Source organism: Salmonella sp. SAL-020 (assembly GCF_017372215.1).
Lineage (GTDB): Bacteria > Pseudomonadota > Gammaproteobacteria > Enterobacterales > Enterobacteriaceae > Salmonella > Salmonella enterica.
The window spans coordinates 3,195,068-3,221,448 of the sequence record NZ_CP071690.1; the positions used below are offsets into that span (position 1 = coordinate 3,195,068).

At 52.8% G+C, this 26,381-nt stretch carries 21 protein-coding genes and 7 tRNA genes; 23 read left to right on the top strand and 5 right to left on the bottom strand.

Translation table 11 applies throughout. The annotated features are described in order from the left end of the window. Positions 1 to 12: 12 nt before the first annotated feature. A complete protein-coding gene (gene tcuC / locus J1G48_RS15675; RefSeq protein WP_000057014.1) occupies positions 13 to 1,317 on the top strand; it encodes a tricarballylate/proton symporter TcuC in 1,305 nt (434 codons plus the stop codon). A 48-nt stretch (positions 1,318 to 1,365) separates the two neighbouring features. Here the strand turns inward: tcuC and chiQ are convergent, their stop codons facing one another. The 4 genes from chiQ to nagE all read right to left on the bottom strand — a co-directional run bounded on the left by chiQ (position 1,366) and on the right by nagE (position 7,645). After that, positions 1,366 to 1,698 (bottom strand): ChiQ/YbfN family lipoprotein, encoded by a 333-nt coding sequence (gene chiQ, locus J1G48_RS15680; protein WP_000722258.1) that lies wholly within the window; start codon positions 1,696 to 1,698, stop codon positions 1,366 to 1,368. 49 nt (positions 1,699 to 1,747) lie between these two features. After that, positions 1,748 to 3,154 carry a chitoporin gene (chiP, locus tag J1G48_RS15685; protein WP_001258803.1) on the bottom strand — a complete coding sequence of 469 codons (1,407 nt, stop codon included), beginning with the start codon at positions 3,152 to 3,154 and terminating at the stop codon, positions 1,748 to 1,750. Between the two features lie 660 nt (positions 3,155 to 3,814). Then, entirely contained in the window at positions 3,815 to 5,482 is a 1,668-nt protein-coding gene (gene glnS, locus J1G48_RS15690; RefSeq protein ID WP_001287181.1) for a glutamine--tRNA ligase, read from the bottom strand. A gap of 210 nt (positions 5,483 to 5,692) precedes the next feature. After that, positions 5,693 to 7,645, bottom strand: coding sequence for a PTS N-acetyl glucosamine transporter subunit IIABC (gene nagE / locus J1G48_RS15695; RefSeq protein ID WP_001023069.1), 1,953 nt, complete (start codon positions 7,643 to 7,645; stop codon positions 5,693 to 5,695). 326 nt (positions 7,646 to 7,971) lie between these two features. Here nagE and nagB point away from each other — a divergent pair, with 326 nt between their 5' ends. The 13 genes from nagB (at position 7,972) to J1G48_RS15760 (ending at position 15,605) form a co-directional block, all read left to right on the top strand. Further along, a complete protein-coding gene (gene nagB, locus J1G48_RS15700; protein ID WP_001237059.1) occupies positions 7,972 to 8,772 on the top strand; it encodes a glucosamine-6-phosphate deaminase in 801 nt (266 codons plus the stop codon). Positions 8,773 to 8,831: 59 nt separating this feature from the next. Next, positions 8,832 to 9,986: an N-acetylglucosamine-6-phosphate deacetylase gene (gene nagA / locus J1G48_RS15705; protein ID WP_000271186.1), complete on the top strand. Its 1,155-nt coding sequence runs from the start codon at positions 8,832 to 8,834 to the stop codon at positions 9,984 to 9,986. A gap of 4 nt (positions 9,987 to 9,990) precedes the next feature. Beyond that, positions 9,991 to 11,211 carry a DNA-binding transcriptional regulator NagC gene (gene nagC / locus J1G48_RS15710; RefSeq protein ID WP_000187578.1) on the top strand — a complete coding sequence of 407 codons (1,221 nt, stop codon included), beginning with the start codon at positions 9,991 to 9,993 and terminating at the stop codon, positions 11,209 to 11,211. A gap of 46 nt (positions 11,212 to 11,257) precedes the next feature. After that, entirely contained in the window at positions 11,258 to 12,010 is a 753-nt protein-coding gene (nagD, locus tag J1G48_RS15715; RefSeq protein WP_000153143.1) for a ribonucleotide monophosphatase NagD, read from the top strand. A 289-nt stretch (positions 12,011 to 12,299) separates the two neighbouring features. Then, a complete protein-coding gene (asnB, locus tag J1G48_RS15720) occupies positions 12,300 to 13,964 on the top strand; it encodes an asparagine synthase B (protein ID WP_000337038.1) in 1,665 nt (554 codons plus the stop codon). A gap of 221 nt (positions 13,965 to 14,185) precedes the next feature. Continuing rightward, positions 14,186 to 14,262, top strand: a tRNA-Met gene (locus tag J1G48_RS15725). Positions 14,263 to 14,270: 8 nt separating this feature from the next. Then, positions 14,271 to 14,355, top strand: a tRNA-Leu gene (locus J1G48_RS15730). A 23-nt stretch (positions 14,356 to 14,378) separates the two neighbouring features. Continuing rightward, positions 14,379 to 14,453, top strand: a tRNA-Gln gene (locus tag J1G48_RS15735). Between the two features lie 35 nt (positions 14,454 to 14,488). Further along, positions 14,489 to 14,563 (top strand) — tRNA-Gln (locus J1G48_RS15740). A gap of 15 nt (positions 14,564 to 14,578) precedes the next feature. Next, positions 14,579 to 14,655: transfer RNA gene (locus tag J1G48_RS15745), tRNA-Met, on the top strand. Positions 14,656 to 14,701: 46 nt separating this feature from the next. Further along, a tRNA-Gln gene (locus J1G48_RS15750) sits at positions 14,702 to 14,776 on the top strand. 43 nt (positions 14,777 to 14,819) lie between these two features. Then, positions 14,820 to 14,894 (top strand) — tRNA-Gln (locus J1G48_RS15755). 135 nt (positions 14,895 to 15,029) lie between these two features. Further along, a complete protein-coding gene (locus J1G48_RS15760) occupies positions 15,030 to 15,605 on the top strand; it encodes a hypothetical protein (protein WP_001109076.1) in 576 nt (191 codons plus the stop codon). 66 nt (positions 15,606 to 15,671) lie between these two features. On the opposite strand, the gene ubiF is transcribed toward J1G48_RS15760, so the two are convergent. Then, positions 15,672 to 16,847 (bottom strand): 3-demethoxyubiquinol 3-hydroxylase, encoded by a 1,176-nt coding sequence (ubiF, locus tag J1G48_RS15765; protein ID WP_000184625.1) that lies wholly within the window; start codon positions 16,845 to 16,847, stop codon positions 15,672 to 15,674. Positions 16,848 to 16,990: 143 nt separating this feature from the next. Between ubiF and miaB the strand changes: the two genes are divergently transcribed. From miaB to gltL, 9 genes are all read left to right on the top strand, one after another. Further along, a complete protein-coding gene (gene miaB / locus J1G48_RS15770; protein ID WP_001575805.1) occupies positions 16,991 to 18,415 on the top strand; it encodes a tRNA (N6-isopentenyl adenosine(37)-C2)-methylthiotransferase MiaB in 1,425 nt (474 codons plus the stop codon). Positions 18,416 to 18,619: 204 nt separating this feature from the next. Beyond that, complete coding sequence (locus tag J1G48_RS15775; RefSeq protein ID WP_001018045.1) at positions 18,620 to 19,666, top strand: PhoH family protein; 1,047 nt, start codon at positions 18,620 to 18,622, stop codon at positions 19,664 to 19,666. Continuing rightward, complete coding sequence (gene ybeY / locus J1G48_RS15780) at positions 19,663 to 20,136, top strand: rRNA maturation RNase YbeY (RefSeq protein WP_000084480.1); 474 nt, start codon at positions 19,663 to 19,665, stop codon at positions 20,134 to 20,136. Before J1G48_RS15775 ends, ybeY begins: the two co-directional genes overlap by 4 nt. Before the next feature lie 157 nt (positions 20,137 to 20,293). Further along, the gene (gene corC / locus J1G48_RS15785) at positions 20,294 to 21,172 is read left to right on the top strand and encodes a CNNM family magnesium/cobalt transport protein CorC (protein ID WP_001278615.1); all 879 of its coding nucleotides are present in this window, start codon (positions 20,294 to 20,296) and stop codon (positions 21,170 to 21,172) included. A 19-nt stretch (positions 21,173 to 21,191) separates the two neighbouring features. Further along, the gene (gene lnt, locus J1G48_RS15790; RefSeq protein ID WP_001575804.1) at positions 21,192 to 22,730 is read left to right on the top strand and encodes an apolipoprotein N-acyltransferase; all 1,539 of its coding nucleotides are present in this window, start codon (positions 21,192 to 21,194) and stop codon (positions 22,728 to 22,730) included. Positions 22,731 to 23,084: 354 nt separating this feature from the next. Continuing rightward, a complete protein-coding gene (locus tag J1G48_RS15795; RefSeq protein WP_001676690.1) occupies positions 23,085 to 23,993 on the top strand; it encodes an amino acid ABC transporter substrate-binding protein in 909 nt (302 codons plus the stop codon). 159 nt (positions 23,994 to 24,152) lie between these two features. Continuing rightward, positions 24,153 to 24,893, top strand: coding sequence for a glutamate/aspartate ABC transporter permease GltJ (gene gltJ, locus J1G48_RS15800; protein WP_000020930.1), 741 nt, complete (start codon positions 24,153 to 24,155; stop codon positions 24,891 to 24,893). Then, positions 24,893 to 25,567: a glutamate/aspartate ABC transporter permease GltK gene (gene gltK / locus J1G48_RS15805; protein WP_000272799.1), complete on the top strand. Its 675-nt coding sequence runs from the start codon at positions 24,893 to 24,895 to the stop codon at positions 25,565 to 25,567. The genes gltJ and gltK overlap by 1 nt, the downstream gene beginning before the upstream one ends. Next, a complete protein-coding gene (gene gltL / locus J1G48_RS15810) occupies positions 25,567 to 26,292 on the top strand; it encodes a glutamate/aspartate ABC transporter ATP-binding protein GltL (protein WP_000631369.1) in 726 nt (241 codons plus the stop codon). Before gltK ends, gltL begins: the two co-directional genes overlap by 1 nt. Positions 26,293 to 26,381: the final 89 nt, after the last annotated feature.

Sequence of the window (26,381 nt, forward strand, 5' to 3'; positions counted from 1 at the left end):
AGAGCAAACCCTATGGCACAACACACACCTGCAACATCGCGCGCCGGCACGTTCGGCGCAATACTGCGCGTGACAAGCGGCAATTTTCTTGAACAGTTTGATTTTTTCTTGTTCGGATTTTACGCCACCTATATCGCCAGAACGTTTTTTCCGGCGGAAAGCGAATTTGCCTCATTAATGTTGACCTTTGCCGTCTTTGGCTCCGGTTTTTTAATGCGCCCCGTCGGCGCGATTGTGCTTGGCGCCTATATTGACAGAATCGGACGCCGTAAAGGGCTGATGGTGACACTGGCGATTATGGGCTGCGGTACGTTGCTCATCGCCCTCGTCCCCGGCTACCAAACGATCGGCCTGGCAGCGCCTGCGTTGGTGCTGTTGGGCCGGTTATTACAAGGATTTTCTGCGGGCGTTGAGTTAGGCGGCGTCTCGGTCTATCTGTCCGAAATCGCAACGCCAGGCAATAAAGGGTTTTATACCAGCTGGCAATCCGCCAGTCAGCAGGTCGCGATCGTTGTTGCCGCGTTGATTGGTTATAGCCTGAATATCACGCTGGGACACGACGCGATATCGGAGTGGGGCTGGCGAATTCCGTTCTTTATCGGCTGTATGATCATTCCGCTGATTTTTGTTTTACGTCGTTCATTACAAGAAACAGAGGCGTTTTTACAACGCAAGCATCGCCCCGACACCAGGGAAATTTTTGCAACTATCGCCAAAAACTGGCGCATTATTACGGCCGGAACGCTGCTGGTGGCGATGACCACCACAACGTTTTATTTTATCACCGTTTATACGCCGACCTATGGCAGAACCGTGCTTAATCTCAGCGCGCGGGACAGTTTGATCGTCACCATGTTGGTGGGGGTGTCCAATTTTATCTGGTTACCCATTGGCGGCGCGATTTCCGACCGGATTGGCCGTCGCGCCGTATTAATGGGCATTACGTTGCTGGCGCTGATCACCACCTGGCCCGTCATGCAATGGCTGACCGCCGCGCCCGACTTTACCCGCATGACGCTGGTACTGCTGTGGTTCTCTTTCTTTTTTGGCATGTATAACGGCGCAATGGTCGCGGCGTTAACCGAAGTGATGCCAGTCTATGTGCGTACCGTTGGTTTCTCGCTGGCCTTTAGCCTGGCGACGGCGATTTTTGGCGGCCTGACGCCGGCCATCTCTACCGCGCTGGTAAAGTTAACCGGCGACAAAAGCTCGCCCGGCTGGTGGCTGATGTGCGCGGCATTATGTGGACTTGCCGCGACGGCGATGCTGTTTGTACGTCTGAGTCGCGGCTATATCGCGGCAGAAAATAAAGCCTGAAAAAACCACGGGCGGAAAACATTCGCCCGTGGGTGGCAAGGCAGGTTTTTATTGCACGTTATTATGACTGCGAATTTCCTGCCAGACCTTGTCGCAGTCAGCCTTGACCGCCTGATCGTTACCCGTGCGCGTCGCCTGAATGCACTGCTGATAGTCCAGTACCCGCACGCTTTCTTCGTTAGCAAATTGCTGATGTTTGCGGTCTTTTTTAAGGACATTCAGTACGCTTTGGCAGGCCTCTATCTTCTCAGGCGAGCCCTGTGCGGTATTGATACAGGCGCTGTACGCCTCTTTCAGCCGGCTATCTTCTTCCGGCGCGGGTGATGACGCGCAGGCCGTCAAACCGGCGGTCATGCTGGCGATGAGTAAAATTTTTTTCATAGGTCGTTCCTCAACAGCGCGGCAGACCGGCAGCCTGCCGCATCTGACATCAGAAAATAGTGAATGGCGCAATAACGATAAATTTCACGTCACGTTCATCCTGGAAGATGTTGCCGTAACCACCGCCCCAGCTTGGAATATTGGAGTGGTTGTCATATTCGGTGAAGTGCAGTTTGAACATGGTGCCTTTGGCACGCCCCTCCTGCAGGGTATAGACCGCATCCAGACTGTATGAGGACTCTTCGATAGTGCGGTTTTTGTCGTAGTAAGCATCCGGGTTACTTTGCCAGGTTGCCGGTTTAGCATCCCAAGCGTAAACGTAAGACGCGCCCACAGCCCAGCCCGGCAGATTCCAGTTTTTCAGGTCATACATCGCGCCGAAGAAAACCGCCTTTTCACCGTTAGCGTTAAAGTCGGAGCGGTTATCCCACCAGATATCCAGACGACCGTTTGAAGAGGCGTAGGTTGGCGTCATACGTTGCAGAAAATAGCCCTGCTGACCGTCCGCTTTCACCCAGGTGCCTTCCAGACGCAGGTCAACCACTTCCGCGACTTTGTAGCCGAAGGTCAACGCCTGCAGCCAGGCCGTACCGTCGTAAATATCATTCACGCTGCGATCGTCTACTTTGTCGCGCGCGCCGTAGAACTGGTAACTGGTGGTGAACGGATTGCCGCCTAAATCAAATTTATAGCTGGCCTTTGCGAAATATTGATCGACATAGCCTTCGGACTGACCAAACGCCGCTTCCAGCACCAGATCATTTTTGAAGTCGTACTTCGCGCCGATGGAGTGGAGGTAGTCCACATTAGTTTTTTTATCCGCCTGATAAAACTTATCCATTTCGGTATGCCACGGCGCTTTATATTCGTTAGTCCACATGTAGGAAAAACTTAACGCGCCCGCATCGCCATAGTCAAAACTGGCGCCGGCTTCCGCACCCTGATAAGTACCCGGCATAAAACTCCAGTGCGGCGCTAACAGCGTCTGACCGGTAGGCTGAATATAACCGGCGCGCGCCCAGACCGGGCCATATTTAAATTTCGCGGCGGCTTTATAAAGACTGATACCGCTCTTATCGCCGGAATAGTCTTCGTCGTAGCCTTTATTCTTTTTCGAGAAGGCAATTTCGTTTGGATGACCGCTGTCGCCGTTTTCTGCCATTTCAATCGCGGTAAACGCCGCGATATCCAGACCGAACATATCCGCAGCGTAACCAGACTGAAAATCCAGGTTAGCGTTCCAGGTCGCATGAGAAAGGTTAGTTTTATATTTGTCGCCGTCGGTCACATCTTTGCGATCGCGTTCACGCTGCCAATAATAGATGCCGCCCGTTAACGTGGAGTCGTCGAAAAAGCCGGAGGCTTGCGCCTGCGGAACAACGATCCACCCCGACATTGCTGTGATACCGGCGATAGCCAGAGCCAGCGTACTACGTTTGCCACTAAACGTACGCATAAGTTAATCCTCTTTGACGTATAAATTGCTGCCGACAAAAGCGAACAGCGAAAAAATAAAAATAAAAAGTAGCGCTGAGAAACCTCATTTACTACGTTAAATAGACTATTTTTCGCGATGCGAATTATCAATCTCTTTCTGTAACCAGTATGTAATAATATGAGCAACCGCACATATTTAATTGCTTTCTGTTACATTCGACTGCTGGTGGGGGAAGCAGACCGCCAGAAAGAAAATTGACTTGTTTTCCATAGGCATGAAAATAATTGTCTCCTGTTGACCTGACGCTTATAACATTTAGATTAATAATCATTTATCAGATCAATAATTTTCAGAGAATAATTAATTCGCCTCGCAAAAAAGAGAATCGACTTAGAGCCTATCCCACCAGGCGTTATTGGCGCAGCCAGTTTGGACACGGACAGCGCGCAAAAACCGGAGCGTACACGTAGTACGTGAGGTTTGACTCGCTACGCTCGCCCTTCGGGCCGCCGCTAGCGGCGTTCAAAACGCTAACGCGTTTTGGCGAGCACTGCCCAGGTCCAAAATGGCAAGTAAAATAGCCCTAATGGGATAGGCTCTTGGAAATGCAGAGAAAAAACGCCGCAAAACGCGGCGTTGACAAGGTATTTTTACAGCATTCGTCTGTTGGCGCAGTGCTTACTCGCCCGCTTTCGCCCAGGTATCACGCAGGCCCACGGTGCGGTTAAAGACCAGCTTATCGGCCGTTGCATAGCGGCTGTCGAGGCAGAAGTAGCCTTCACGTTCAAACTGGAAAGCTTTTCCTGCTACCGCCGCTTTCAGCGACGGCTCACCATAACCCTGCTTAATCACTAATGATTCGGGGTTGATAACAGACAGGAAGTCCTCCGCGGCACCTGGATTCGGCACGCTGAACAGACGGTCGTAGAGACGAATTTCAATCGGCAACGCATGTGCTGCGCTAACCCAGTGGATTACGCCTTTCACTTTACGCCCGTCAGCCGGATCTTTACTCAGCGTATCGGCATCATAGGTACAGAAGATGGTGGTGATATTCCCTTCGGCATCCTTCTCTACGCGCTCCGCTTTAATGACGTAGGCATTACGCAGACGCACTTCTTTGCCCATCACCAGACGCTTGTACTGCTTGTTCGCTTCTTCGCGGAAATCTGCGCGATCGATCCAGATCTCACCGCTAAACGGCACTTCACGGCTGCCCATCTCCGGTTTATTCGGATGGTTAGGCATGGTAACCATTTCGCTCTCGCCCTGCGGGTAGTTTTCGATAACCAGTTTTACCGGATCGATTACCGCCATCGCGCGCGGCGCGTTTTCGTTCAGATCTTCGCGAATGCAGGATTCCAGCGACGCCATCTCAATGGTGTTGTCCTGCTTGGTGACGCCGATGCGTTTGCAGAACTCACGAATAGAAGCTGCGGTATAGCCGCGACGGCGCAGACCGGAAATAGTCGGCATACGCGGATCGTCCCAACCTTCGACGTGTTTGTCGGTCACCAGCAGGTTCAGCTTACGCTTGGACATCACGGTGTATTCCAGATTCAGGCGCGAGAATTCGTACTGGCGCGGGTGAACCGGAATGGTGATGTTGTCCAGCACCCAGTCGTACAGACGACGGTTATCCTGGAACTCCAGCGTACACAGAGAATGAGTAATGCCTTCCAGCGCATCGCTGATGCAGTGAGTAAAGTCGTACATCGGGTAGATGCACCACTTGTTGCCGGTCTGGTGGTGTTCAGCAAATTTAATGCGGTACAGCACCGGATCGCGCATCACGATAAACGGCGACGCCATGTCGATTTTAGCGCGCAGACAGGCTTTACCCTCTTCAAAACCGCCGGTACGCATTTTTTCAAATAGCGCGAGGTTCTCTTCCACGCTGCGATCGCGGAACGGGCTGTTTTTACCCGGCGCGGTCAGCGTACCGCGGTATTCACGGATCTGCTCCGGCGTCAGCTCATCAACGTAGGCCAGGCCTTTATTGATTAGCTCGACCGCATAGGCGTGCAGTTGGTCAAAGTAATCGGAGGAGTAGCGAATATCGCCAGACCAGTGAAAGCCTAACCACTCGACGTCGTTTTTGATCGAATCAACGTACTCGATATCTTCTTTTACCGGGTTGGTGTCATCGAAACGCAGGTTGCACTGGCCCTGATAATCTTGCGCGATGCCAAAGTTCAGGCAGATAGATTTCGCGTGGCCGATGTGCAGATAGCCATTCGGCTCCGGCGGAAAACGGGTATGGACAGTGGTATGTTTACCACTCGCCAGATCTTCATCAATAATCTGACGAATAAAGTTAGTCGGGCGGGCTTCAGCCTCACTCATCGTGGATTCCTCAAAGCGTAAACAACGTATAACGGCATATGATCTTATAAGCCGGACAGACTGACAACCTTTAGTTACTTAAAAAGTGGCTTTGCAGAAAATATTGGGGCTAATTGCGGTAAAAAAAAGCGGCGAAGGTTCCCCTCTGCCGCTTATGTTTTCTGTGATATCGCCGGATGGCGTCTTACGCCTTATCCGGCCAGGAAGCGATTATTTGCTCTTGATCTCGTACAGTGGCGTTTGACCCGCCACCACGTGACCATCCGCTTTGATGACCAGAGCGCTGAAGTCATCGCTGTTGCTGCAAACAACCGGGCTTATCATGGAACGCGCATTGGCATTCAGGAAGTCCAGATCCAGTTCCAGCACCGGCTGACCCGCCGTGACTTCCGCACCCTCTTCTACCAGACGCTTAAAGCCCTGACCGTTCAGCGCGACGGTATCGATACCCATATGGACAACGATCTCCGCGCCTTTTTCGGTTTCCAGACAGAACGCGTGGTTAGTGTTGAAGATTTTCACGATAGTACCCGCCGCCGGAGAAACCACGGTTTTATCGGTGGGTTTCACCGCCACGCCGTCGCCGACCGCTTTGCTGGCGAAAGCTTCATCCGGTACCTGATCCAGCGCCACTACCTCACCGGTAATCGGAGAGACCAGTTCAGCGATAGTCACCGCATTCGGCACCGCCTGGGGTTTGGCCGCCGGAGCAGGTGTTGCAACGTGAGCCGCATCAGCAGACGCTGCCGCGACCGGCCCCCGCGCCACCACTTTCTTCATTTCATCGCCAATCGATTCTGCTTTCGCGCCGACAATAACCTGAATGGTCTGTTTGTTCAGTTTAACCACCCCGGAAGCGCCGAGGCGTTTGCAGGCCGCATCGTTAACGCGAGCAGAGTCATTCACGGTCAGGCGCAGACGGGTAATACACGCATCGATCGCTTTCAGGTTGTCCGTACCGCCAACCGCAGCAATATAGCTGGTCGCCAGTTGCGTTAACCCTTCTTCGGTGTTGCTGTTGGCTTCTTCCGTTACCATCTCATCAACTTTATCTTCGCGGCCCGGCGTTTTCAGGTTAAACATACGAATAACCGCGCTGAACAGCAGGAAGTAGATGATAAAGAATACAACGCCCATCACCAGCAACATCCAGACGTTATTGCTGGCCGCTGGCAGGTTATACATCAGAACATAGTCGATCGCGCCTGCCGAGAAAGAGAAGCCCGCATGGATACCCAGCAACGTCGCGACGAACAGGCTGATACCAGTCAAAATGGCGTGCAGGAGGTACAGCAGCGGCGCCAGGAACATAAACAGGAATTCCAGCGGCTCGGTTACGCCGGTCAGAAACGCGGTGATCGCGACAGACAGCAGCATACCGCCCACCATCGGACGACGTTCTTTCGGCGCGGCGAAATACATCGCCAGAGCGGCGCCCGGCAGACCAAACATCATGATCGGGAAGAAGCCGGACATAAACATCCCCGCCGTGCCGTCGCCAGCATAGAAGCGGTTGATGTCGCCGTGGAATACAGTGCCTGCGGCATTGGTGAATTCGCCAATCTGGAACCAGGCGATGGTGTTCAGTACCTGATGCAGACCGGTGGGGATCAGCAGACGGTTGATGAAGCCAAAGATACCGGAACCCAGCGCGCCTGCGGAAACGATCCATTCACCGCCCGCATGGATGCCATGCTGTACCGGCGGCCAGACGTAACCGAAAATAGCGGCCAGCACCAGACAGAAAAAGCCCGTTGCGATCGGCACAAAACGTTTTCCACCGAAGAAACTGAGAAAATCAGGCAGTTTGATACCAGACCAACGATTATAAACCGCGCCGCCGACCAGACCGGTAATAATCCCCGCCAGCACGCCCATGTTGATTTCCGGGTTAATCGTCACCATCGCTTTGGTCATGACGAAGTAACCCACGGCTCCCGCCAGTGCTGCCGCGCCCGCGCTATCTTTAGACCAACTGGAGGCCACGCCGATAGCGAAAACCAGCGCCAGGTTATCGAAAATAGACCCGCCCGCTTGCGCGATAAACGGCATATTCAGCAAATCTGGTTGGCCGAATCGCAGCAACAACGCTGCCACCGGCAACACGGCGATAGGGAGCTGCAACGCCCTACCCAGCCGCTGGAAAAAACCTAAAATATTCATCTTATTCCCCCTACGAGACGCCGATATGGCTTCTTTGAAGCCGTTTTTTATTGTGCTGCAAACGTTAAAAACGTGATGTTCTGTAATCGAACGGTGAGATCATCTTCTGCAGAGTGTGTGGAAAATTAATTCGCCTCGCAAATTAAACGGGTGTTTTTTGTGATTATAATCACTAAATATCGTAATCACCCCCACCATCCACTGGCTAACACGGAAAACTTATTTTATGATTCAAAAAATCAGGACGGATTGAACACGAACCCTGGATATCCAGGTTACGCTTAATACGATCCGCCAAATTTTGACATTGATTATCGAGGTGAAGAATGAGACTGATCCCCCTGAGTACCGCAGAACAGGTTGGCAAATGGGCCGCTCGCCATATCGTTAACCGTATTAATGCGTTCAAACCGACCGCCGATCGTCCGTTTGTCCTTGGACTGCCTACCGGCGGCACGCCGCTAACGGCGTACAAAGCGCTGGTTGAGATGCACAAAGCGGGCGAGGTCAGCTTTAAGCATGTGGTCACCTTTAATATGGACGAATATGTTGGCCTGCCGAAAGAGCACCCGGAAAGCTACCACAGCTTTATGCATCGTAACTTTTTCGATCACGTTGATATTCCAGCAGAAAACATCAATCTTCTCAACGGTAACGCACCGGATATCGATGCGGAATGCCGTCAATATGAAGAAAAAATTCGTTCTTACGGTAAAATCCATCTGTTTATGGGCGGCGTCGGCAACGACGGTCACATCGCCTTTAACGAACCGGCGTCTTCCCTGGCTTCCCGTACCCGTATCAAAACGTTAACCCATGATACTCGCGTAGCGAACTCCCGCTTCTTTGACGGTGACGTAAACCAGGTGCCGAAATACGCGCTGACGGTAGGCGTAGGCACGCTGCTGGATGCGGAAGAAGTGATGATTCTGGTGCTGGGCCATCAGAAAGCCCAGGCGCTGCAGGCGGCGGTTGAAGGCAACGTCAACCACATGTGGACCATTAGCTGCCTGCAACTCCATCCGAAAGCGGTTGTGGTATGCGATGAGCCGTCCACAATGGAACTTAAAGTTAAAACATTGAAATATTTCAATGAATTAGAAGCAGAAAATATTAAAGGTCTGTAATGTTGTCTCCGCCCCGCCAGTCAATGCGGGGCGGTAAATTTTTGATATCGGGGGTCGGAATGTATGCTTTAACCCAGGGCCGGATCTTTACCGGTCACGAAATTCTTGATGACCATGCGCTTGTTGTCGCTAATGGCCTGATTGACCGCGTTTGTCCGATGGCCGAACTGCCGCCGGGAATAGAACAACGCTCATTGAATGGGGCCATTCTCTCCCCCGGTTTTATTGATGTGCAGCTAAACGGCTGCGGCGGCGTGCAGTTTAACGATACCGCAGAAGCCGTCAGCGTTGAAACGCTGGAAATTATGCAGAAAGCCAATGAAAAATCGGGCTGTACTAACTTTCTGCCAACGCTTATCACTACCAGCGACGAATTGATGAAACAGGGCATTCGCGTCATGCGCGAATACCTGGAAAAACATCCGCACCAGGCGCTGGGTCTCCACCTGGAAGGCCCCTGGCTTAATCTGGTAAAAAAAGGCACCCATAATCCTGATTTCGTGCGTAAACCAGACGCTGCGCTGGTCGATTTCTTATGCGATAATGCCGACGTCATCACCAAAGTCACTCTCGCGCCGGAAATGGTGCCTGCTGACGTAATCGCTAAACTGGCGAATGCGGGCATTGTGGTTTCCGCAGGTCACTCCAACGCGACGTTAAAAGAGGCGAAAGCAGGCTTCCGCGCCGGGATTACTTTTGCGACTCACCTGTTTAACGCGATGCCGTACATTACAGGGCGTGAGCCGGGCCTTGCTGGCGCTGTTCTGGACGAAGCGGATATTTATTGCGGCGTTATCGCCGATGGTCTGCATGTCGACTACGCCAACATTCGCAATGCCAAACGCCTTAAAGGCGACAAACTTTGTCTGGTGACAGACGCCACCGCACCGGCGGGGGCCAATATTGAGCAGTTCATTTTCGCAGGTAAAACAATATACTACCGCAATGGACTGTGTGTGGATGAAAACGGTACGTTGAGCGGTTCGTCCTTAACCATGATTGAAGGCGTACGCAACCTGGTCGCGCATTGCGGCATCGCGCTGGATGAAGTGCTGCGCATGGCAACGCTCTATCCGGCACGCGCTATCGGCGTTGATAAGCATCTCGGTAGCATTGCGCCGGGTAAAGTCGCCAACCTGACCGCGTTCACCCACGATTTTAAAATTATCAAGACCATCGTTAATGGTGACGAGGTCGTTGACTTGAGTAAGTGAGAATATGACACCAGGCGGACAAGCTCAGATAGGTAACGTTGATCTCGTAAAACAGCTTAACAGCGCGGCCGTTTACCGCCTGATTGACCAGCATGGTCCTATCTCGCGCATACAAATTGCCGAGCAAAGCCAGCTTGCTCCCGCCAGCGTAACGAAAATTACGCGTCAACTCATTGAACGCGGGCTGATCAAAGAAGTCGATCAGCAGGCCTCTACCGGAGGCCGCCGCGCTATCTCTATCGTCACGGAAACCCGTAACTTCCACGCCATTGGCGTTCGCCTGGGCCGTCATGACACCACTTTAACGCTCTACGATCTGAGCAGTAAAGTGGTCGCTGAGGAGCATTATCCGCTACCGGAGCGCACCCAGGAGACGCTGGAACATGCGCTGCTCAACACCATCGCCGTCTTTATTGATAGCTGTCAGCGTAAAATTCGTGAATTGATCGCTATCTCGGTGATCCTGCCAGGGCTTGTCGATCCGGAAAGCGGCGTGATTCGTTACATGCCGCACATTCAGGTTGAAAACTGGGGACTGGTCGAAGCGCTGGAAAAACGGTTTCACGTTACCTGTTTCGTGGGACACGATATCCGTAGCCTGGCGCTGGCGGAACACTACTTCGGCGCCAGTCAGGATTGCGAGGACTCGATTCTGGTGCGCGTTCATCGTGGTACAGGCGCCGGGATTATCTCCAACGGACGCATCTTCATTGGCCGTAACGGCAACGTCGGTGAAATTGGGCATATTCAGGTGGAGCCGCTGGGCGAGCGCTGCCACTGCGGTAATTTCGGCTGTCTGGAAACCATTGCCGCCAATGCGGCGATTGAACAACGGGTGCTGAATTTGCTTAAACAAGGGTATCAAAGCCGTGTTCCGCTTGACGACTGCACGATTAAAACCATCTGTAAGGCGGCAAACCGGGGCGACAGCCTGGCCTCGGAAGTCATTGAGCATGTTGGTCGCCATTTGGGCAAAACGATCGCCATTGCTATCAACCTGTTTAACCCGCAAAAAATCGTCATTGCCGGCGAGATCATTGAAGCCGATAAAGTCCTGTTGCCCGCTATCGAAAGCTGTATCAATACGCAGGCGTTAAAGGCATTTCGCAAAAATTTGCCGGTGGTACGCTCCACGCTGGATCACCGTTCTGCTATCGGCGCATTTGCCTTAGTTAAACGCGCCATGCTCAACGGAACATTGCTGCAACGTTTGCTGGAAAGTTGATGCGCTCTTATAGTATCGGATTATTCACAAATTCCCTGGGTAGTTCATGACCATCAAGAATGTAATCTGCGATATCGACGGCGTGCTGATGCACGACAACGTAGCCGTACCCGGTGCGGCGGAATTTCTGACGGGGATTCTGGAAAAAGGTCTGCCGCTGGTGCTGCTGACCAATTACCCGTCGCAAACCGGCCAGGATCTGGCGAACCGTTTTGCTACCGCTGGCGTTAACGTGCCGGACAGCGTGTTTTATACGTCAGCAATGGCGACAGCCGATTTTCTGCGCCGTCAGGAAGGTAAAAAAGCGTATGTCGTGGGCGAAGGCGCGCTTATTCACGAGCTCTATAAAGCGGGTTTTACCATTACCGATGTGAACCCTGATTTTGTCATCGTTGGAGAAACCCGCTCCTACAACTGGGACATGATGCATAAAGCAGCATTTTTCGTCGCCAATGGCGCACGCTTTATCGCTACCAACCCGGATACTCACGGTCGCGGCTTTTATCCGGCCTGCGGCGCGCTGTGCGCAGGCATTGAAAAAATTTCCGGCCGGAAGCCGTTTTATGTCGGCAAACCCAGCCCGTGGATCATCCGCGCGGCGTTAAACAAAATGCAGGCGCACTCGGAAGAGACCGTTATCGTCGGCGACAACCTGCGCACCGACATTCTGGCGGGGTTCCAGGCCGGTCTGGAGACCATTCTGGTGCTTTCAGGCGTATCAACAATCAATGATATTGACAGTATGCCGTTCCGCCCAAGCTGGATTTACCCTTCCGTCGCCGAGATAGACGTTATCTAAACCTGTCCCCTGCCCGATGACGCGCCGCTTTCAGGCCTACGGTTCGAACAACATTGTAGGCCTGATAAGCGAAACGTCATCAGGAAAAACATAATTCAATTAAACCACGATAAAACTGAAGATCCATCAATAAATCCGCGCAATACGTAATCATTTTTCACTAATCAACAATGACGATTGCATTTTTCATTTTTCAGACCGTAATCCCCTTGCGCCTTCCACGCCTTTGCGGCATTTTTTAGTCAAGCAAATACAAAAAGTACGACGCAACAGATTAACGGAGAAGGCTATGTGTTCTATTTTCGGCGTATTCGATATCAAAACAGATGCAGCGGAACTGCGTAAAAAAGCCCTTGAACTGTCACGCCTGATGCGCCATCGCGGCCCGGACTGGTCCGGCATCTACGCTTGCGATAACGCGATTCTCGCACATGAACGCTTGTCGATTGTTGATGTTAACGCTGGCGCCCAGCCCCTGTATAACGCCAGAAAAACCCACGTACTGGCGGTGAACGGTGAAATTTATAACCATCAGACGTTACGCGCGGAGTATGGCGATCGTTACGCGTTCCAGACAGGCTCCGACTGCGAAGTTATTCTCGCGCTGTATCAGGAAAAAGGGCCGGATTTCCTTGACGATTTACAGGGGATGTTCGCCTTCGCCCTGTATGACAGCGAAAAAGACGCTTATCTGATTGGTCGTGACCATATCGGTATTATTCCGCTCTATATGGGCTATGACGAATTCGGCAACTTCTACGTAGCGTCAGAAATGAAAGCGCTGACCCCGGTCTGCCGCACCATTAAAGAGTTCCCGGCGGGCAGCTACCTGTGGAGCAAAGACGGCGAAATTCGTCAGTACTATCAGCGCGACTGGTTCGATTACGATGCGGTAAAAGACAACGTCACCGGCAAAAACGCGCTGCGCCAGGCGCTGGAAGAATCCGTGAAAAGCCACCTGATGTCCGACGTGCCCTATGGCGTGCTGCTCTCCGGCGGTCTGGACTCGTCGGTTATTTCGGCAATCACCAAAAAATTCGCCGCCCGTCGCGTCGAAGATCAGGAGCGCTCCGAAGCCTGGTGGCCACAGTTGCACTCTTTTGCGGTCGGTCTGGAAGGTTCGCCTGACCTGAAGGCGGCCCAGGAAGTGGCTAACCACCTCGGCACCGTGCACCATGAAATTCACTTCACCGTGCAGGAAGGCCTTGATGCCATTCGTGATGTTATCTATCACATTGAAACCTATGACGTGACCACTATCCGCGCCTCAACGCCGATGTATCTGATGTCGCGTAAGATCAAAGCGATGGGCATCAAAATGGTGCTCTCCGGCGAAGGTTCCGATGAGGTGTTTGGCGGCTACCTGTACTTCCATAAAGCGCCGAACGCCAAAGAGTTACATGAAGAGACGGTCCGTAAGCTACAGGCGCTGCATATGTATGACTGCGCCCGCGCCAACAAAGCGATGTCCGCCTGGGGCGTGGAAGCGCGCGTACCGTTCCTGGATAAAAAATTCCTCGACGTGGCGATGCGTATCAACCCACAGGATAAAATGTGCGGCAACGGCAAGATGGAAAAACACGTGCTGCGCGAGTGCTTCGAGTCTTATCTGCCAGCAAGCGTCGCGTGGCGTCAGAAAGAGCAGTTCTCTGACGGCGTAGGCTACAGCTGGATCGATACGCTGAAAGAAGTGACGGCGAAACAGATTTCCGATCAACAACTGGAAACCGCCCGCTTCCGCTTTCCATACAACACGCCGTCGTCTAAAGAGGCGTACTTGTACCGGGAAATTTTTGAAGAATTGTTCCCGGTGCCGAGCGCGGCGGAATGCGTACCCGGCGGCCCGTCCGTGGCCTGTTCTTCCGCCAAAGCCATTGAGTGGGATGAAGCATTCAAAACGATGGATGACCCGTCAGGCCGCGCGGTCGGCGTGCATCAGTCGGCGTACCAGTAAATTAACGATGACGAAAGAGCCCTTAGGGGCTCTTTTTTTATAGCAAACCACTTTCGGAAAAACGATTAATAACCAATAATTGCCGAATATTGCGCCACGCTGTTCGCAACCTAACCAAACAGACACTTTCCGACGTTTTTCGATGAAAAAGAGGTTGACGCTTCAAGGCTCAATACGCATAATGCGCCCCGCAACGCCGATAAGGTAACGCGAAAAAAGATGGCTACGTAGCTCAGTTGGTTAGAGCACATCACTCATAATGATGGGGTCACAGGTTCGAATCCCGTCGTAGCCACCATCTTTTTTGCGGGAGTGGCGAAATTGGTAGACGCACCAGATTTAGGTTCTGGCGCCGCAAGGTGTGCGAGTTCAAGTCTCGCCTCCCGCACCATTCACCGATAAGCGTTGTACGGATGGGGTATCGCCAAGCGGTAAGGCACCGGTTTTTGATACCGGCATTCCCTGGTTCGAATCCAGGTACCCCAGCCATATTTCTTCGAGTTTGCGGTTCACCGCGACGGTATTGGGGTATCGCCAAGCGGTAAGGCACCGGTTTTTGATACCGGCATTCCCTGGTTCGAATCCAGGTACCCCAGCCATCGAAGAAATCATCTGGCTACGTAGCTCAGTTGGTTAGAGCACATCACTCATAATGATGGGGTCACAGGTTCGAATCCCGTCGTAGCCACCATATTCAGAACGCGTCGAGATATTCGACCGGTTCGAAAATAATTTGTTGGGGTATCGCCAAGCGGTAAGGCACCGGATTCTGATTCCGGCATTCCGAGGTTCGAATCCTCGTACCCCAGCCAGTTTTAAAGACGCTCTGCTAACGAGCGCAAGAAGTACGACAATTGGGGTATCGCCAAGCGGTAAGGCACCGGATTCTGATTCCGGCATTCCGAGGTTCGAATCCTCGTACCCCAGCCACCTTTAAAAAGCTCGCTTCGGCGAGCTTTTTGCTTTTCTGCGTTTATAAATTCCGAAAGAGGTTTCCCCCTTAATGCCCTGCTATCAGTAAAACGCTATGATAAAGCCTTACAGGGAGCGTTCGGTAACCTCACAATGAATTACCAGTTTTGTTGGTATCTCTTTTTGCGGCCATTAACATTTTTTATGGTCGTCTTGCTCTGCGCTTTCACCTTCATTGATATCACGGCCAGCGCCGCCTGGTTGATTATTTTGGGTCTGGTTTACCCCGTGGCAGTGTCAATGAGGCTACATATACTGCACCAGAAAAAGGCGGTCATGCTACGCCAGAATAGTGCGGAATGGATAGTGTATCTGCCAGGGATCCCTGTGCAAGAAAAACAAAGCGCGCTGATTAATGTCGCGTTTTCCTCGAAAAGGGCGCTGCGTGGATTCTATATTCGCGCTCTGTCCAGCAAAGTCATTCTTCACATCATCACTTTTTATATTCTGTGGTTTGATGTCCAACATGCAACACTGACGTGGTATCGGATTCTCGCCGCATTAATCACCCTGGCGATTCTGGTAAAATCAATGAGTTCCACATTACTGATGCTACATAAAGTAGTACGTTGCCAATACAACGTATGCACAATTGAAATGGCATCACCTTGGTATGAAATTGATTTCAAAGGGAAATTAGGTTTATGTGCTTTATTTGCAGTAAAGTAAGATGTCAATACGCTTACCCGACCTGCAATTGAGCGTTTTTACAAACCGGGTAAGGCATTCAGCGGGTTACAATCCCAACGCATACTTCAGCGCCTGACGTTTTAGCACGCCTGCGCGCTGCGCCGCCATCAGCCCCATATTGCGTAAAATACGCAGTGGCGGCAGTTCATTGCTGAACCCGGCATAAAACAGATCCATTCCACTTTGCATCATAAAATTATCTGCCATGCGCCGCGTCTGATAGCGTTTCAACACCGAATGACTGGCCCAGGACTCGCCATAGCTACGGGCACTCGCCAGCACATCAATCAACGCATCAACATCCCGATACCCCAGGTTGACGCCCTGCCCGGCCAGCGGATGAATGGTATGCGCCGCGTCGCCTACCAGCGCCAGCCCCGGTTGCGCATACTGCAACGCGTGACGACGGGTTAGCGGAAACGCGCCCGCCGCGACAGGCATCACCGCCCCCAGACGCGCCGGAAAGTGCTGGTTAATTTCCACCTGCAATTGCGTCATCGATAAACTCTGTAGCTGGCGAATACGTGCCGGAGCGTCATACCACACCAGCGACGCCCAATCGTCGAACAGCGGCAAAAAAGCGCGCGGCCCCGTTGGCGTAAACTGCTGCCAGGTGCTGTCGCCTGGCGCATTTTCACACTTGACGGTGATAAGCATACACGACTGCGCATATTGCCAGGCATGAATGCCAATTCCCGCCATTTGCCGAACCTGCGAATTCGCGCCGTCGGCGCCAATCACTAACTTCGGCGTTACCCATTCGCCGTCGGCCAGTTCCAGCGCATAACCATCGTGGCGGCGGTGCAATGCCGCCAGTGAAGCCGGAACGCGCAGCGTCACGCCGGGGTGCGCTTCCAGCGCCTGCCACAGCGCCTGTTGCAGGACGTTGTTCTCTACCATATAGCCTAACAGCGGCAGCTTGAGTTCAGCGGCGTCGAACACCACATGGGCGTTTTCCCACTCCCAGGTCTCCAGTCGCCGATAAGGATGGCTACGCATTCCCTGCACCGCCTCCCAAACGCCCAGCCCCTTGAGCAGCGCCACGGATGCCGCGCTAATGGCCGAAATCCGCACGTCAGGCTGGCTGTCAGCCACAAACGGCGCAGGCGCGGCATGTTCTATTACCATCACCGTAAACCCTTGCTGCGCCAGACCCAGCGCCAGCGCGCCGCCGACCATTCCCCCGCCGACAATGGCAATTTCCGTTGGTTGATTTGTCATGGTCATTCATCCTGTTACGTTTTAGACAAGTTTACAGGATTTTTTACCCATTAGGGCTGACGTCAGTCATACTGGTCACAACCGCGCCAAAGCATTACACTATGCGCCCTGCTTTTCAGCCACTATTTCGCAAGAGCAAGTCGATGACTAAAAAACTCCATATTAAAACCTGGGGCTGTCAGATGAACGAGTACGATTCATCGAAGATGGCCGATCTGCTGGACGCCACCCACGGCTATCAACTGACCGACGTGGCGGAAGAGGCGGATGTGCTGCTGTTGAATACCTGCTCAATCCGCGAGAAGGCTCAGGAAAAAGTCTTCCATCAATTAGGTCGCTGGAGACTGTTAAAAGAGAAAAATCCCGATCTGATTATTGGCGTCGGCGGCTGCGTGGCTTCCCAGGAAGGCGAGCACATTCGTCAACGCGCCCATTACGTGGACATTATTTTTGGCCCGCAAACCTTACACCGCCTGCCGGAGATGATTAACTCCGTGCGTGGCGACCGCAGCCCGGTGGTCGATATCAGCTTCCCGGAAATCGAGAAGTTCGACCGTTTGCCGGAACCGCGCGCAGAAGGCCCGACCGCTTTCGTTTCTATCATGGAAGGCTGCAATAAATATTGTACTTACTGTGTGGTACCGTATACCCGCGGTGAAGAAGTCAGCCGTCCCTCAGACGATATCCTGTTCGAAATCGCCCAGTTAGCGGCGCAGGGCGTGCGTGAGGTCAACCTGCTGGGCCAGAACGTTAACGCCTGGCGCGGAGAAAACTACGACGGCACCACCGGTACCTTTGCCGATCTGCTGCGTCTGGTTGCCGCCATCGACGGCATTGACCGTATTCGCTTTACCACCAGCCATCCGATTGAGTTCACCGACGATATTATCGAGGTGTACCGCGATACGCCGGAGCTGGTCAGTTTCCTGCATCTGCCGGTACAGAGCGGTTCCGATCGCGTGTTGAATCTGATGGGGCGCACCCACACTGCGCTGGAATATAAAGCAATCATCCGTAAACTGCGCGCGGCTCGGCCGGACATTCAGATAAGCTCTGACTTTATCGTCGGTTTCCCTGGCGAAACTAACGATGATTTCGAAAAAACCATGAAGCTTATCGCTGACGTCAACTTTGATATGAGCTACAGCTTTATCTTCTCTGCGCGTCCGGGAACGCCGGCTGCCGATATGGTTGATGACGTACCGGAAGAAGAGAAGAAGCAGCGTCTGTATATTCTGCAAGAGCGTATCAATCAGCAGGCGATGGCATGGAGCCGCCGTATGCTCGGCACGACACAGCGCATTCTGGTGGAAGGCACGTCACGTAAAAACATTATGGAACTGTCTGGCCGTACCGAAAACAATCGGGTGGTGAACTTTGAAGGCACGCCGGAGATGATTGGTAAGTTTGTCGATGTGGAAATTACTGACGTCTATCCGAACTCCCTGCGCGGAAAAGTGGTGCGTACCGAAGATGAAATGGGTCTGCGCGTCGCCGAAACACCGGAGTCCGTCATTGCCCGTACCCGTAAAGAAAATGAGCTGGGCGTAGGATTCTACCAGCCTTAATCCTGCAGGAAAGGCAATAATGCCCGATGGCGCTACGCCTGTCGGGCTTCCTGGTCATGGCCTGTCGCCCGACGGGCCTTGCAATTTTCCCTCTTCATCCCCATCTTCATTGCAATGCTTGCGCCTTTTCCCTATGGCGTGAATAATTTCCTTAGATGCCGGTAAATGTTCAGCGTCCGGCGATACAGACACAAGAGGAACAGTTTGAATATAGACACTCGCGAAATTACCCTTGAGCCCGCAGACAACGCCCGTCTGTTGAGCCTTTGCGGGCCGTTTGATGACAATATTAAACAGCTCGAACGTCGTCTCGGTATTGAAATCAACCGCCGTGACAATCACTTTAAACTGACCGGTCGTCCGATTTGCGTGACCGCGGCGACAGATATTTTGCGAAGTCTGTATGTCGATACCGCACCGATGCGCGGCCAGACTCAGGATATCGAACCGGAACAAATTCATCTGGCGATCAAAGAAGCGCGGGTGCTGGAACAGAGCGCGGAAAGCGTGCCTGACTATGGCAAAGCGATCAATATCAAAACCAAGCGCGGCGTGATTAAACCGCGTACCCCGAACCAGGCGCAGTACATCGCCAATATTCTCGATCATGATATTACCTTTGGCGTCGGCCCGGCGGGTACCGGTAAAACGTATCTTGCGGTCGCCGCTGCGGTAGACGCCCTGGAGCGCCAGGAGATTCGCCGTATTCTACTGACCCGTCCGGCGGTGGAAGCGGGCGAAAAACTCGGCTTTCTGCCAGGCGATTTAAGTCAGAAGGTGGACCCGTACCTGCGTCCGCTGTATGACGCGCTGTTCGAAATGCTCGGCTTTGAAAAAGTCGAGAAGCTGATTGAACGCAATGTGATTGAAGTCGCGCCGCTGGCCTATATGCGCGGACGCACATTAAACGACGCCTTTATCATTCTGGATGAAAGCCAGAACACCACTATCGAACAGATGAAGATGTTCCTGACACGTATCGGCTTTAACTCGAAAGCGGTGATCACCGGCGACGTGACGCAGATTGACCTGCCACGCAACACCAAATCCGGCTTGCGTCATGCTATTGAAGTGCTGGCGGAAGTCGATGAAATCAGCTTTAACTTCTTCCACAGCGAAGACGTGGTGCGCCATCCGGTCGTTGCCCGCATTGTGAACGCCTATGAAGCCTGGGAAGAGGCAGAACAAAAACGCAAAGCGGCGTTGGCGGCGGAGCGTAAGCGTGAAGCCCAGGAGCAGGAACAGAAATGAGCCAGGTGATCCTCGATTTACAGTTGGCCTGTGAAAACCACGCGGGCCTGCCGGATGAAGCTCAGTTTCAACGCTGGCTGGACGGCGTTATTCCGCAGTTTCAGGAAGAGGCGGAAGTCACAATCCGTCTGGTGGATGAGACCGAAAGCCACGACCTTAATCTGACGTACCGCGGGAAAGATAAACCCACTAATGTTCTCTCCTTCCCGTTTGAAGCGCCCCCCGGTATTGAAATGCCGCTACTGGGCGATCTGATTATTTGCCGTCAGGTCGTGGAGCAGGAAGCGCAGGAACAGAGCAAGCCGCTGGAAGCGCACTGGGCGCACATGGTCGTGCACGGTAGCCTGCATTTGCTGGGTTACGATCATATCGACGATGACGAAGCGGAAGAGATGGAGTCTCTCGAAACGGAGATTATGCTTGCTATGGGCTATGAGGATCCGTACATTGCCGAGAAGATTGCAGAATAGTAGCTTGCCGGATGGCGGCGCTTGCGCCTTATCCGGCCTACATTCATGCCTTTTGTAGCCCTGATAAGCGTAGCGCCATCAGGCAAAACATGCCGTCACAGCTGAGTATACGCATGACGAGCTTTGTATTAACTAACATGAGAACCCATACGACGCCATGAGCGACGACAATTCACACAGTAGTGACACAGTAAACAGTAAAAAGGGATTTTTTTCCCTGCTACTCAGCCAGCTTTTCCACGGTGAACCTAAAAACCGTGATGAGTTGCTGGCGCTGATCCGTGATTCCGGGCAGAACGAGCTTATCGATGAAGATACGCGCGATATGCTCGAAGGCGTAATGGACATCGCCGACCAGCGCGTTCGCGATATTATGATCCCGCGCTCCCAGATGATTACCCTGAAACGCAACCAGACGCTGGACGAATGTCTCGATGTTATCATCGAGTCCGCCCACTCGCGTTTTCCGGTGATCAGCGAAGATAAAGATCACATTGAAGGGATTCTGATGGCCAAAGATTTGCTGCCGTTTATGCGCAGCGATGCCGAAGCCTTCAGCATGGACAAAGTGTTACGCACCGCGGTTGTCGTACCGGAAAGCAAACGGGTTGACCGTATGCTCAAGGAATTCCGCTCCCAGCGCTACCATATGGCCATCGTTATCGATGAGTTTGGCGGCGTTTCCGGCCTTGTGACTATCGAAGACATCCTCGAACTGATTGTCGGTGAAATTGAAGATGAGTATGACGAAGAAGACGATATCGACTTCCGTCAGCTTAGCCGCCATACCTGGACGATTCGCGCGCTGGCGTCGATTGAAGACTTCAATGACGCTTTCGGCACCCACTTCAGCGATGAAGAGGTCGATACCATCGGCGGGCTGGTGATGCAGGCGTTCGGCCATTTACCGGCCCGCGGCGAAACCATTGACATTGATGGTTACCAGTTCAAAGTGGCGATGGCCGATAGTCGTCGTATTATTCAGGTGCATGTCAGGATCCCGGATGACTCGCCCCAGCCAAAACTGGACGAATAACAGCAATAGTGGACTAAAAATGGCATTTGCCTCGTTAATTGAACGCCAGCGTATTCGCCTGCTGCTGGCGTTATTATTCGGCGCCTGCGGAACACTGGCTTTCTCTCCGTATGACGTCTGGCCCGCAGCGATAGTGTCGCTTATCGGGCTGCAGGCCTTAACGTTTAATCGCCGCCCGCTCCAGTCTGCCGCCATCGGCTATTGCTGGGGACTCGGACTTTTCGGTAGCGGGATTAACTGGGTTTATGTCAGTATCGCGCAGTTTGGCGGCATGCCGGGCCCGGTTAACGTTTTTCTGGTGGTGCTGCTTGCAGCTTATCTCTCGCTGTATACCGGACTGTTTGCCGGGATTTTGTCGCGCCTGTGGCCAAAAACCAACTGGCTGCGCGTCGCTATCGCCGCGCCTGCAATATGGCAAATCACCGAATTTTTACGCGGCTGGGTGCTGACCGGCTTCCCCTGGCTGCAATTTGGCTATAGTCAGGTCGACGGCCCGCTAAAAGGCCTGGCGCCGGTAATGGGCGTCGAAGCGATCAACTTCCTGCTGATGATGGTCAGCGGCCTGTTAGCGCTGGCACTGGCGACGCGGAACTGGCGTCCGCTGGCTGTCGCCGTGATTCTGTTTGCTTTGCCCTTTCCGCTACGTTATATCCAGTGGTTTACGCTGGAACCGGCCAAAGCGACCCAGGTATCGCTGGTGCAGGGCGATATTCCGCAGTCGCTGAAGTGGGACGAAAACCAGCTACTGAATACGCTAAAAATTTATCTCAACGAAACCCGCCCAGAGTTAGGCAAATCACAGATTATTATCTGGCCTGAGTCGGCGATTCCGGATCTCGAAATCAATCAGCAGCCCTTCCTTCGTTCGCTGGACGAGATGTTACGCGAAAAAAATAGCACGCTGATCACCGGTATTGTCGATGCGCGTCTCAATAAACAGAATCGATACGACACCTACAATACGATTATTACGTTGGGCAAGGATAATCCATACAGTTATGACTCGCCCAATCGCTACAATAAAAATCACCTTGTACCCTTTGGCGAGTTCGTTCCGCTGGAGTCTATCCTGCGTCCGCTGGCGCCGTTCTTCGATCTGCCCATGTCCTCCTTTAGCCGCGGCCCTTATATCCAGCCGCAGTTACATGCGCACGACTATAAGCTGACGGCGGCAATCTGTTATGAAATTATTCTTGGCGAACAGGTGCGGGATAACTTCCGCCCGGACACCGACTATCTGCTGACGATTTCTAACGACGCCTGGTTTGGTAAGTCCATTGGCCCGTGGCAACATTTCCAGATGGCGCGGATGCGTTCGCTGGAGCTGGCGCGTCCGTTGCTGCGCAGTACTAATAACGGTATTACGGCGGTGATTGGCCCTCAGGGCGAGATTCAGGCGATGATCCCGCAGTTCACACGCCAGGTACTGACCACCAATGTCACGCCAACCACGGGGTTAACTCCCTATGCCCGTACCGGCAACTGGCCGCTATGGGTACTGACCGCGCTGTTTGCTTTTGGCGCGGTAGTGATGAGTCTGCGACAACGACGGAAATAATCTCTCCCCAGGCCGGATAGCGCTTCATTTATCCGGCCTGAAAATCCTCCTTTTTCCCCCATTCTGGCACGTCTATTGCTTTGTTAAACATGGCAAACCTGTTCTGGCTGCTTGTGCAACCTGGTCGCACCAAAATCGATCATCGGTAGCACCTGAACGGTGCAATGTAGGATTTTTGCCTCTGAACGGTGCGGCGCACTTCGCAAAAATAAACAATATCGCAGCAAAATATTTACAACAAGCCACACTAAATGTTAACAAACACACATAACACTGCACGCGCAAGTTGCAGGCAATAACAACATCACAATAGCTATCAATGCGTCGACGGCGCAGATGATAAAGGAGTTGGATATGCAATTACGTAAGCTAACCACAGCAATGCTGGTCATGGGACTGTCTGCGGGCCTTGCGCACGCAGAAGATGGCGCGCCTGCCGCTGGTAGCACCCTGGACAGGATCGCTAAAAATGGCGTGATCGTCGTCGGGCATCGCGAATCTTCTGTGCCCTTTTCTTATTACGACAACCAGCAGAAAGTGGTCGGCTATTCCCAGGACTACTCCAACGCCATTGTGGAAGCGGTAAAAAAGAAACTTAACAAGCCCGATCTGCAGGTGAAGCTGATCCCGATCACCTCGCAAAACCGTATTCCGCTGTTGCAAAACGGAACCTTCGATTTTGAATGTGGTTCAACGACTAACAACCTTGAGCGCCAGAAACAGGCCGCTTTCTCCGATACGATTTTCGTCGTCGGGACGCGACTGCTGACTAAAAAAGGCGGCGATATTAAAGATTTCCCGGATCTGAAAGGCAAAGCGGTCGTCGTCACCTCCGGGACGACCTCTGAAATTCTGCTGCATAAGCTTAACGAAGAGCAAAAGATGGGGATGCGTATTATTAGCGCGAAAGACCACGGTGACTCGTTCCGCACCCTGGAAAGCGGTCGCGCCGTCGCCTTTATGATGGATGACGCGCTGCTGGCCGGCGAGCGCGCCAAAGCCAAGAAACCGGATAACTGGGAGATTGTCGGTAAACCGCAGTCCCAGGAAGCCTACGGCTGTATGCTGCGTAAAAACGACCCTGAGTTTAAAAAGCTGATGGACGATACCATCGCTCAGGCGCAAACCTCCGGCGAAGCGGAAAAGTGGTTTGATAAGTGGTTTAAAAATCCGATCCCACCGAAAAACCTGAACATGAATTTCGAGTTGTCTGACGAGATGAAAGCCCTGTTCAAAGCACCGAATGATAAAGCGCTTAACTAACTAAAACTAAATGGGACGGGACTCCTGTCCTCTCGATTGTCGCTCAGCACGGACAGACTATAAGCCTGATGGTCGTTCCCCATCGGGCCTGAAGCCGCAAATCGCCGGGCAACAATCTTCGAGGGTAGCGCTGCTACCCTTTTTTTTCGGAGTAGATGTATGTCAATAGACTGGAACTGGGGTATTTTTTTACAGGAAGCCCCCTTCGGCAATACCACCTATCTCGGCTGGCTATGGAGTGGTTTTCAGGTCACCGTAGCCCTTTCGATTACCGCCTGGATTATCGCTTTCCTGGTAGGATCTATTTTCGGCATTTTACGTACCGTTCCCAACCGTTTCCTCTCCGGACTGGGCACGTTGTACGTAGAACTGTTCCGTAACGTGCCGCTGATCGTGCAATTCTTCACCTGGTACCTGGTGGTGCCTGAACTGTTGCCGGAAGATCTTGGCATGTGGTTTAAGGCGGAACTCGATCCCAATATTCAGTTTTTCCTCTCCTCAATGATCTGTCTGGGACTGTTTACCGCCGCCCGCGTTTGCGAACAGGTGCGCGCCGCGATTCAGTCTCTGCCTCGCGGGCAGAAGAACGCGGCGTTGGCGATGGGGCTAACGCTGCCGCAGGCTTATCGCTATGTCCTGCTCCCGAATGCCTATCGCGTTATCGTGCCGCCAATGACGTCAGAGATGATGAACCTGGTGAAAAACTCGGCTATTGCCTCAACCATCGGCCTGGTGGATATGGCGGCGCAGGCAGGCAAACTGTTGGATTACTCGGCGCACGCCTGGGAATCCTTCACCGCCATTACGCTGGCCTATGTGCTGATTAACGCCGTTATCATGCTGGTCATGAGCCTGGTTGAACGCAAAGTCCGCCTGCCGGGCAACGTGGGGAGCAAATAATGTACGAATTTGACTGGAGTTCGATTATCCCCTCACTGCCTTACCTGCTGGCCGGGTTGGTCATCACGCTGAAGATCACCGTCACCGCCGTTGTCGTGGGGATAGTCTGGGGAACCATTCTGGCCGTCATGCGCCTCTCAAGCTTTGCTCCTATCGCCTGGTTTGCTAAAGCGTATGTTAACGTTTTCCGTTCCATCCCGTTGGTCATGGTCTTGCTGTGGTTCTATCTGATTGTACCCGGCTTTCTGCAAAACGTGCTGGGACTATCGCCGAAAACCGATATCCGCCTGATCTCCGCGATGGTGGCATTCTCCATGTTTGAAGCGGCCTACTATTCCGAGATTATTCGCGCCGGTATTCAAAGTATTTCCCGCGGGCAGTCCAGCGCCGCGCTGGCGCTGGGGATGACCCACTGGCAGTCGATGAAGCTCATTATTCTGCCGCAGGCGTTTCGGGCGATGGTGCCGCTGTTGCTTACGCAGGGCATCGTGCTATTTCAGGACACCTCTTTAGTTTATGTACTCAGCCTGGCGGACTTCTTCCGCACCGCGTCGACTATCGGCGAGCGTGACGGTACTCAGGTCGAAATGATTCTGTTCGCCGGCGCCGTTTATTTTGTTATCAGCCTGAGCGCGTCGTTGCTGGTCAGCTATTTGAAGAAAAGGACAGTTTAATGATTACCCTGAAAAATGTTTCAAAATGGTATGGTCACTTTCAGGTGCTGACCGATTGTTCAACAGAAGTGAAAAAAGGTGAGGTGGTGGTAGTCTGCGGGCCATCGGGTTCCGGTAAATCCACGCTAATTAAGACCGTCAACGGTCTGGAACCGGTGCAAAAAGGCGAAATTACCGTTAACGGCATTATTGTGAACGACAAAAAAACCGATCTGGCGAAACTGCGTTCCCGCGTGGGCATGGTATTCCAGCACTTCGAGCTGTTTCCCCACCTGTCGATCATCGAAAACCTGACGCTGGCGCAGGTGAAAGTGCTGAAACGCGATAAGGCCGCCGCCCGCGATAAAGGCCTGAAGCTGCTGGAGCGCGTTGGCCTGTCTGCGCATGCCAACAAGTTCCCGGCGCAGCTTTCCGGCGGTCAGCAGCAGCGCGTGGCGATCGCCCGCGCGCTATGTATGGACCCCATTGCCATGTTATTCGATGAACCGACTTCCGCGCTCGATCCGGAAATGATCAACGAGGTACTGGACGTGATGGTCGAGCTGGCGAACGAAGGGATGACCATGATGGTGGTGACGCACGAAATGGGCTTTGCCCGTAAAGTGGCTAACCGGGTGATCTTTATGGATGAAGGTAAAATCGTCGAAGATTCGCCAAAAGAGGAGTTCTTCGCTAACCCCAGTTCCGATCGCGCAAAAGACTTCCTTGCGAAAATCCTGCACTAATCTTCCCGGCGCGCACGTCAGAGTGCGCGCTATCTCACGCTTTACCGCTTCGCTTCTCGAAACGTATCCAGCCGGGCGTTAACCTTGTC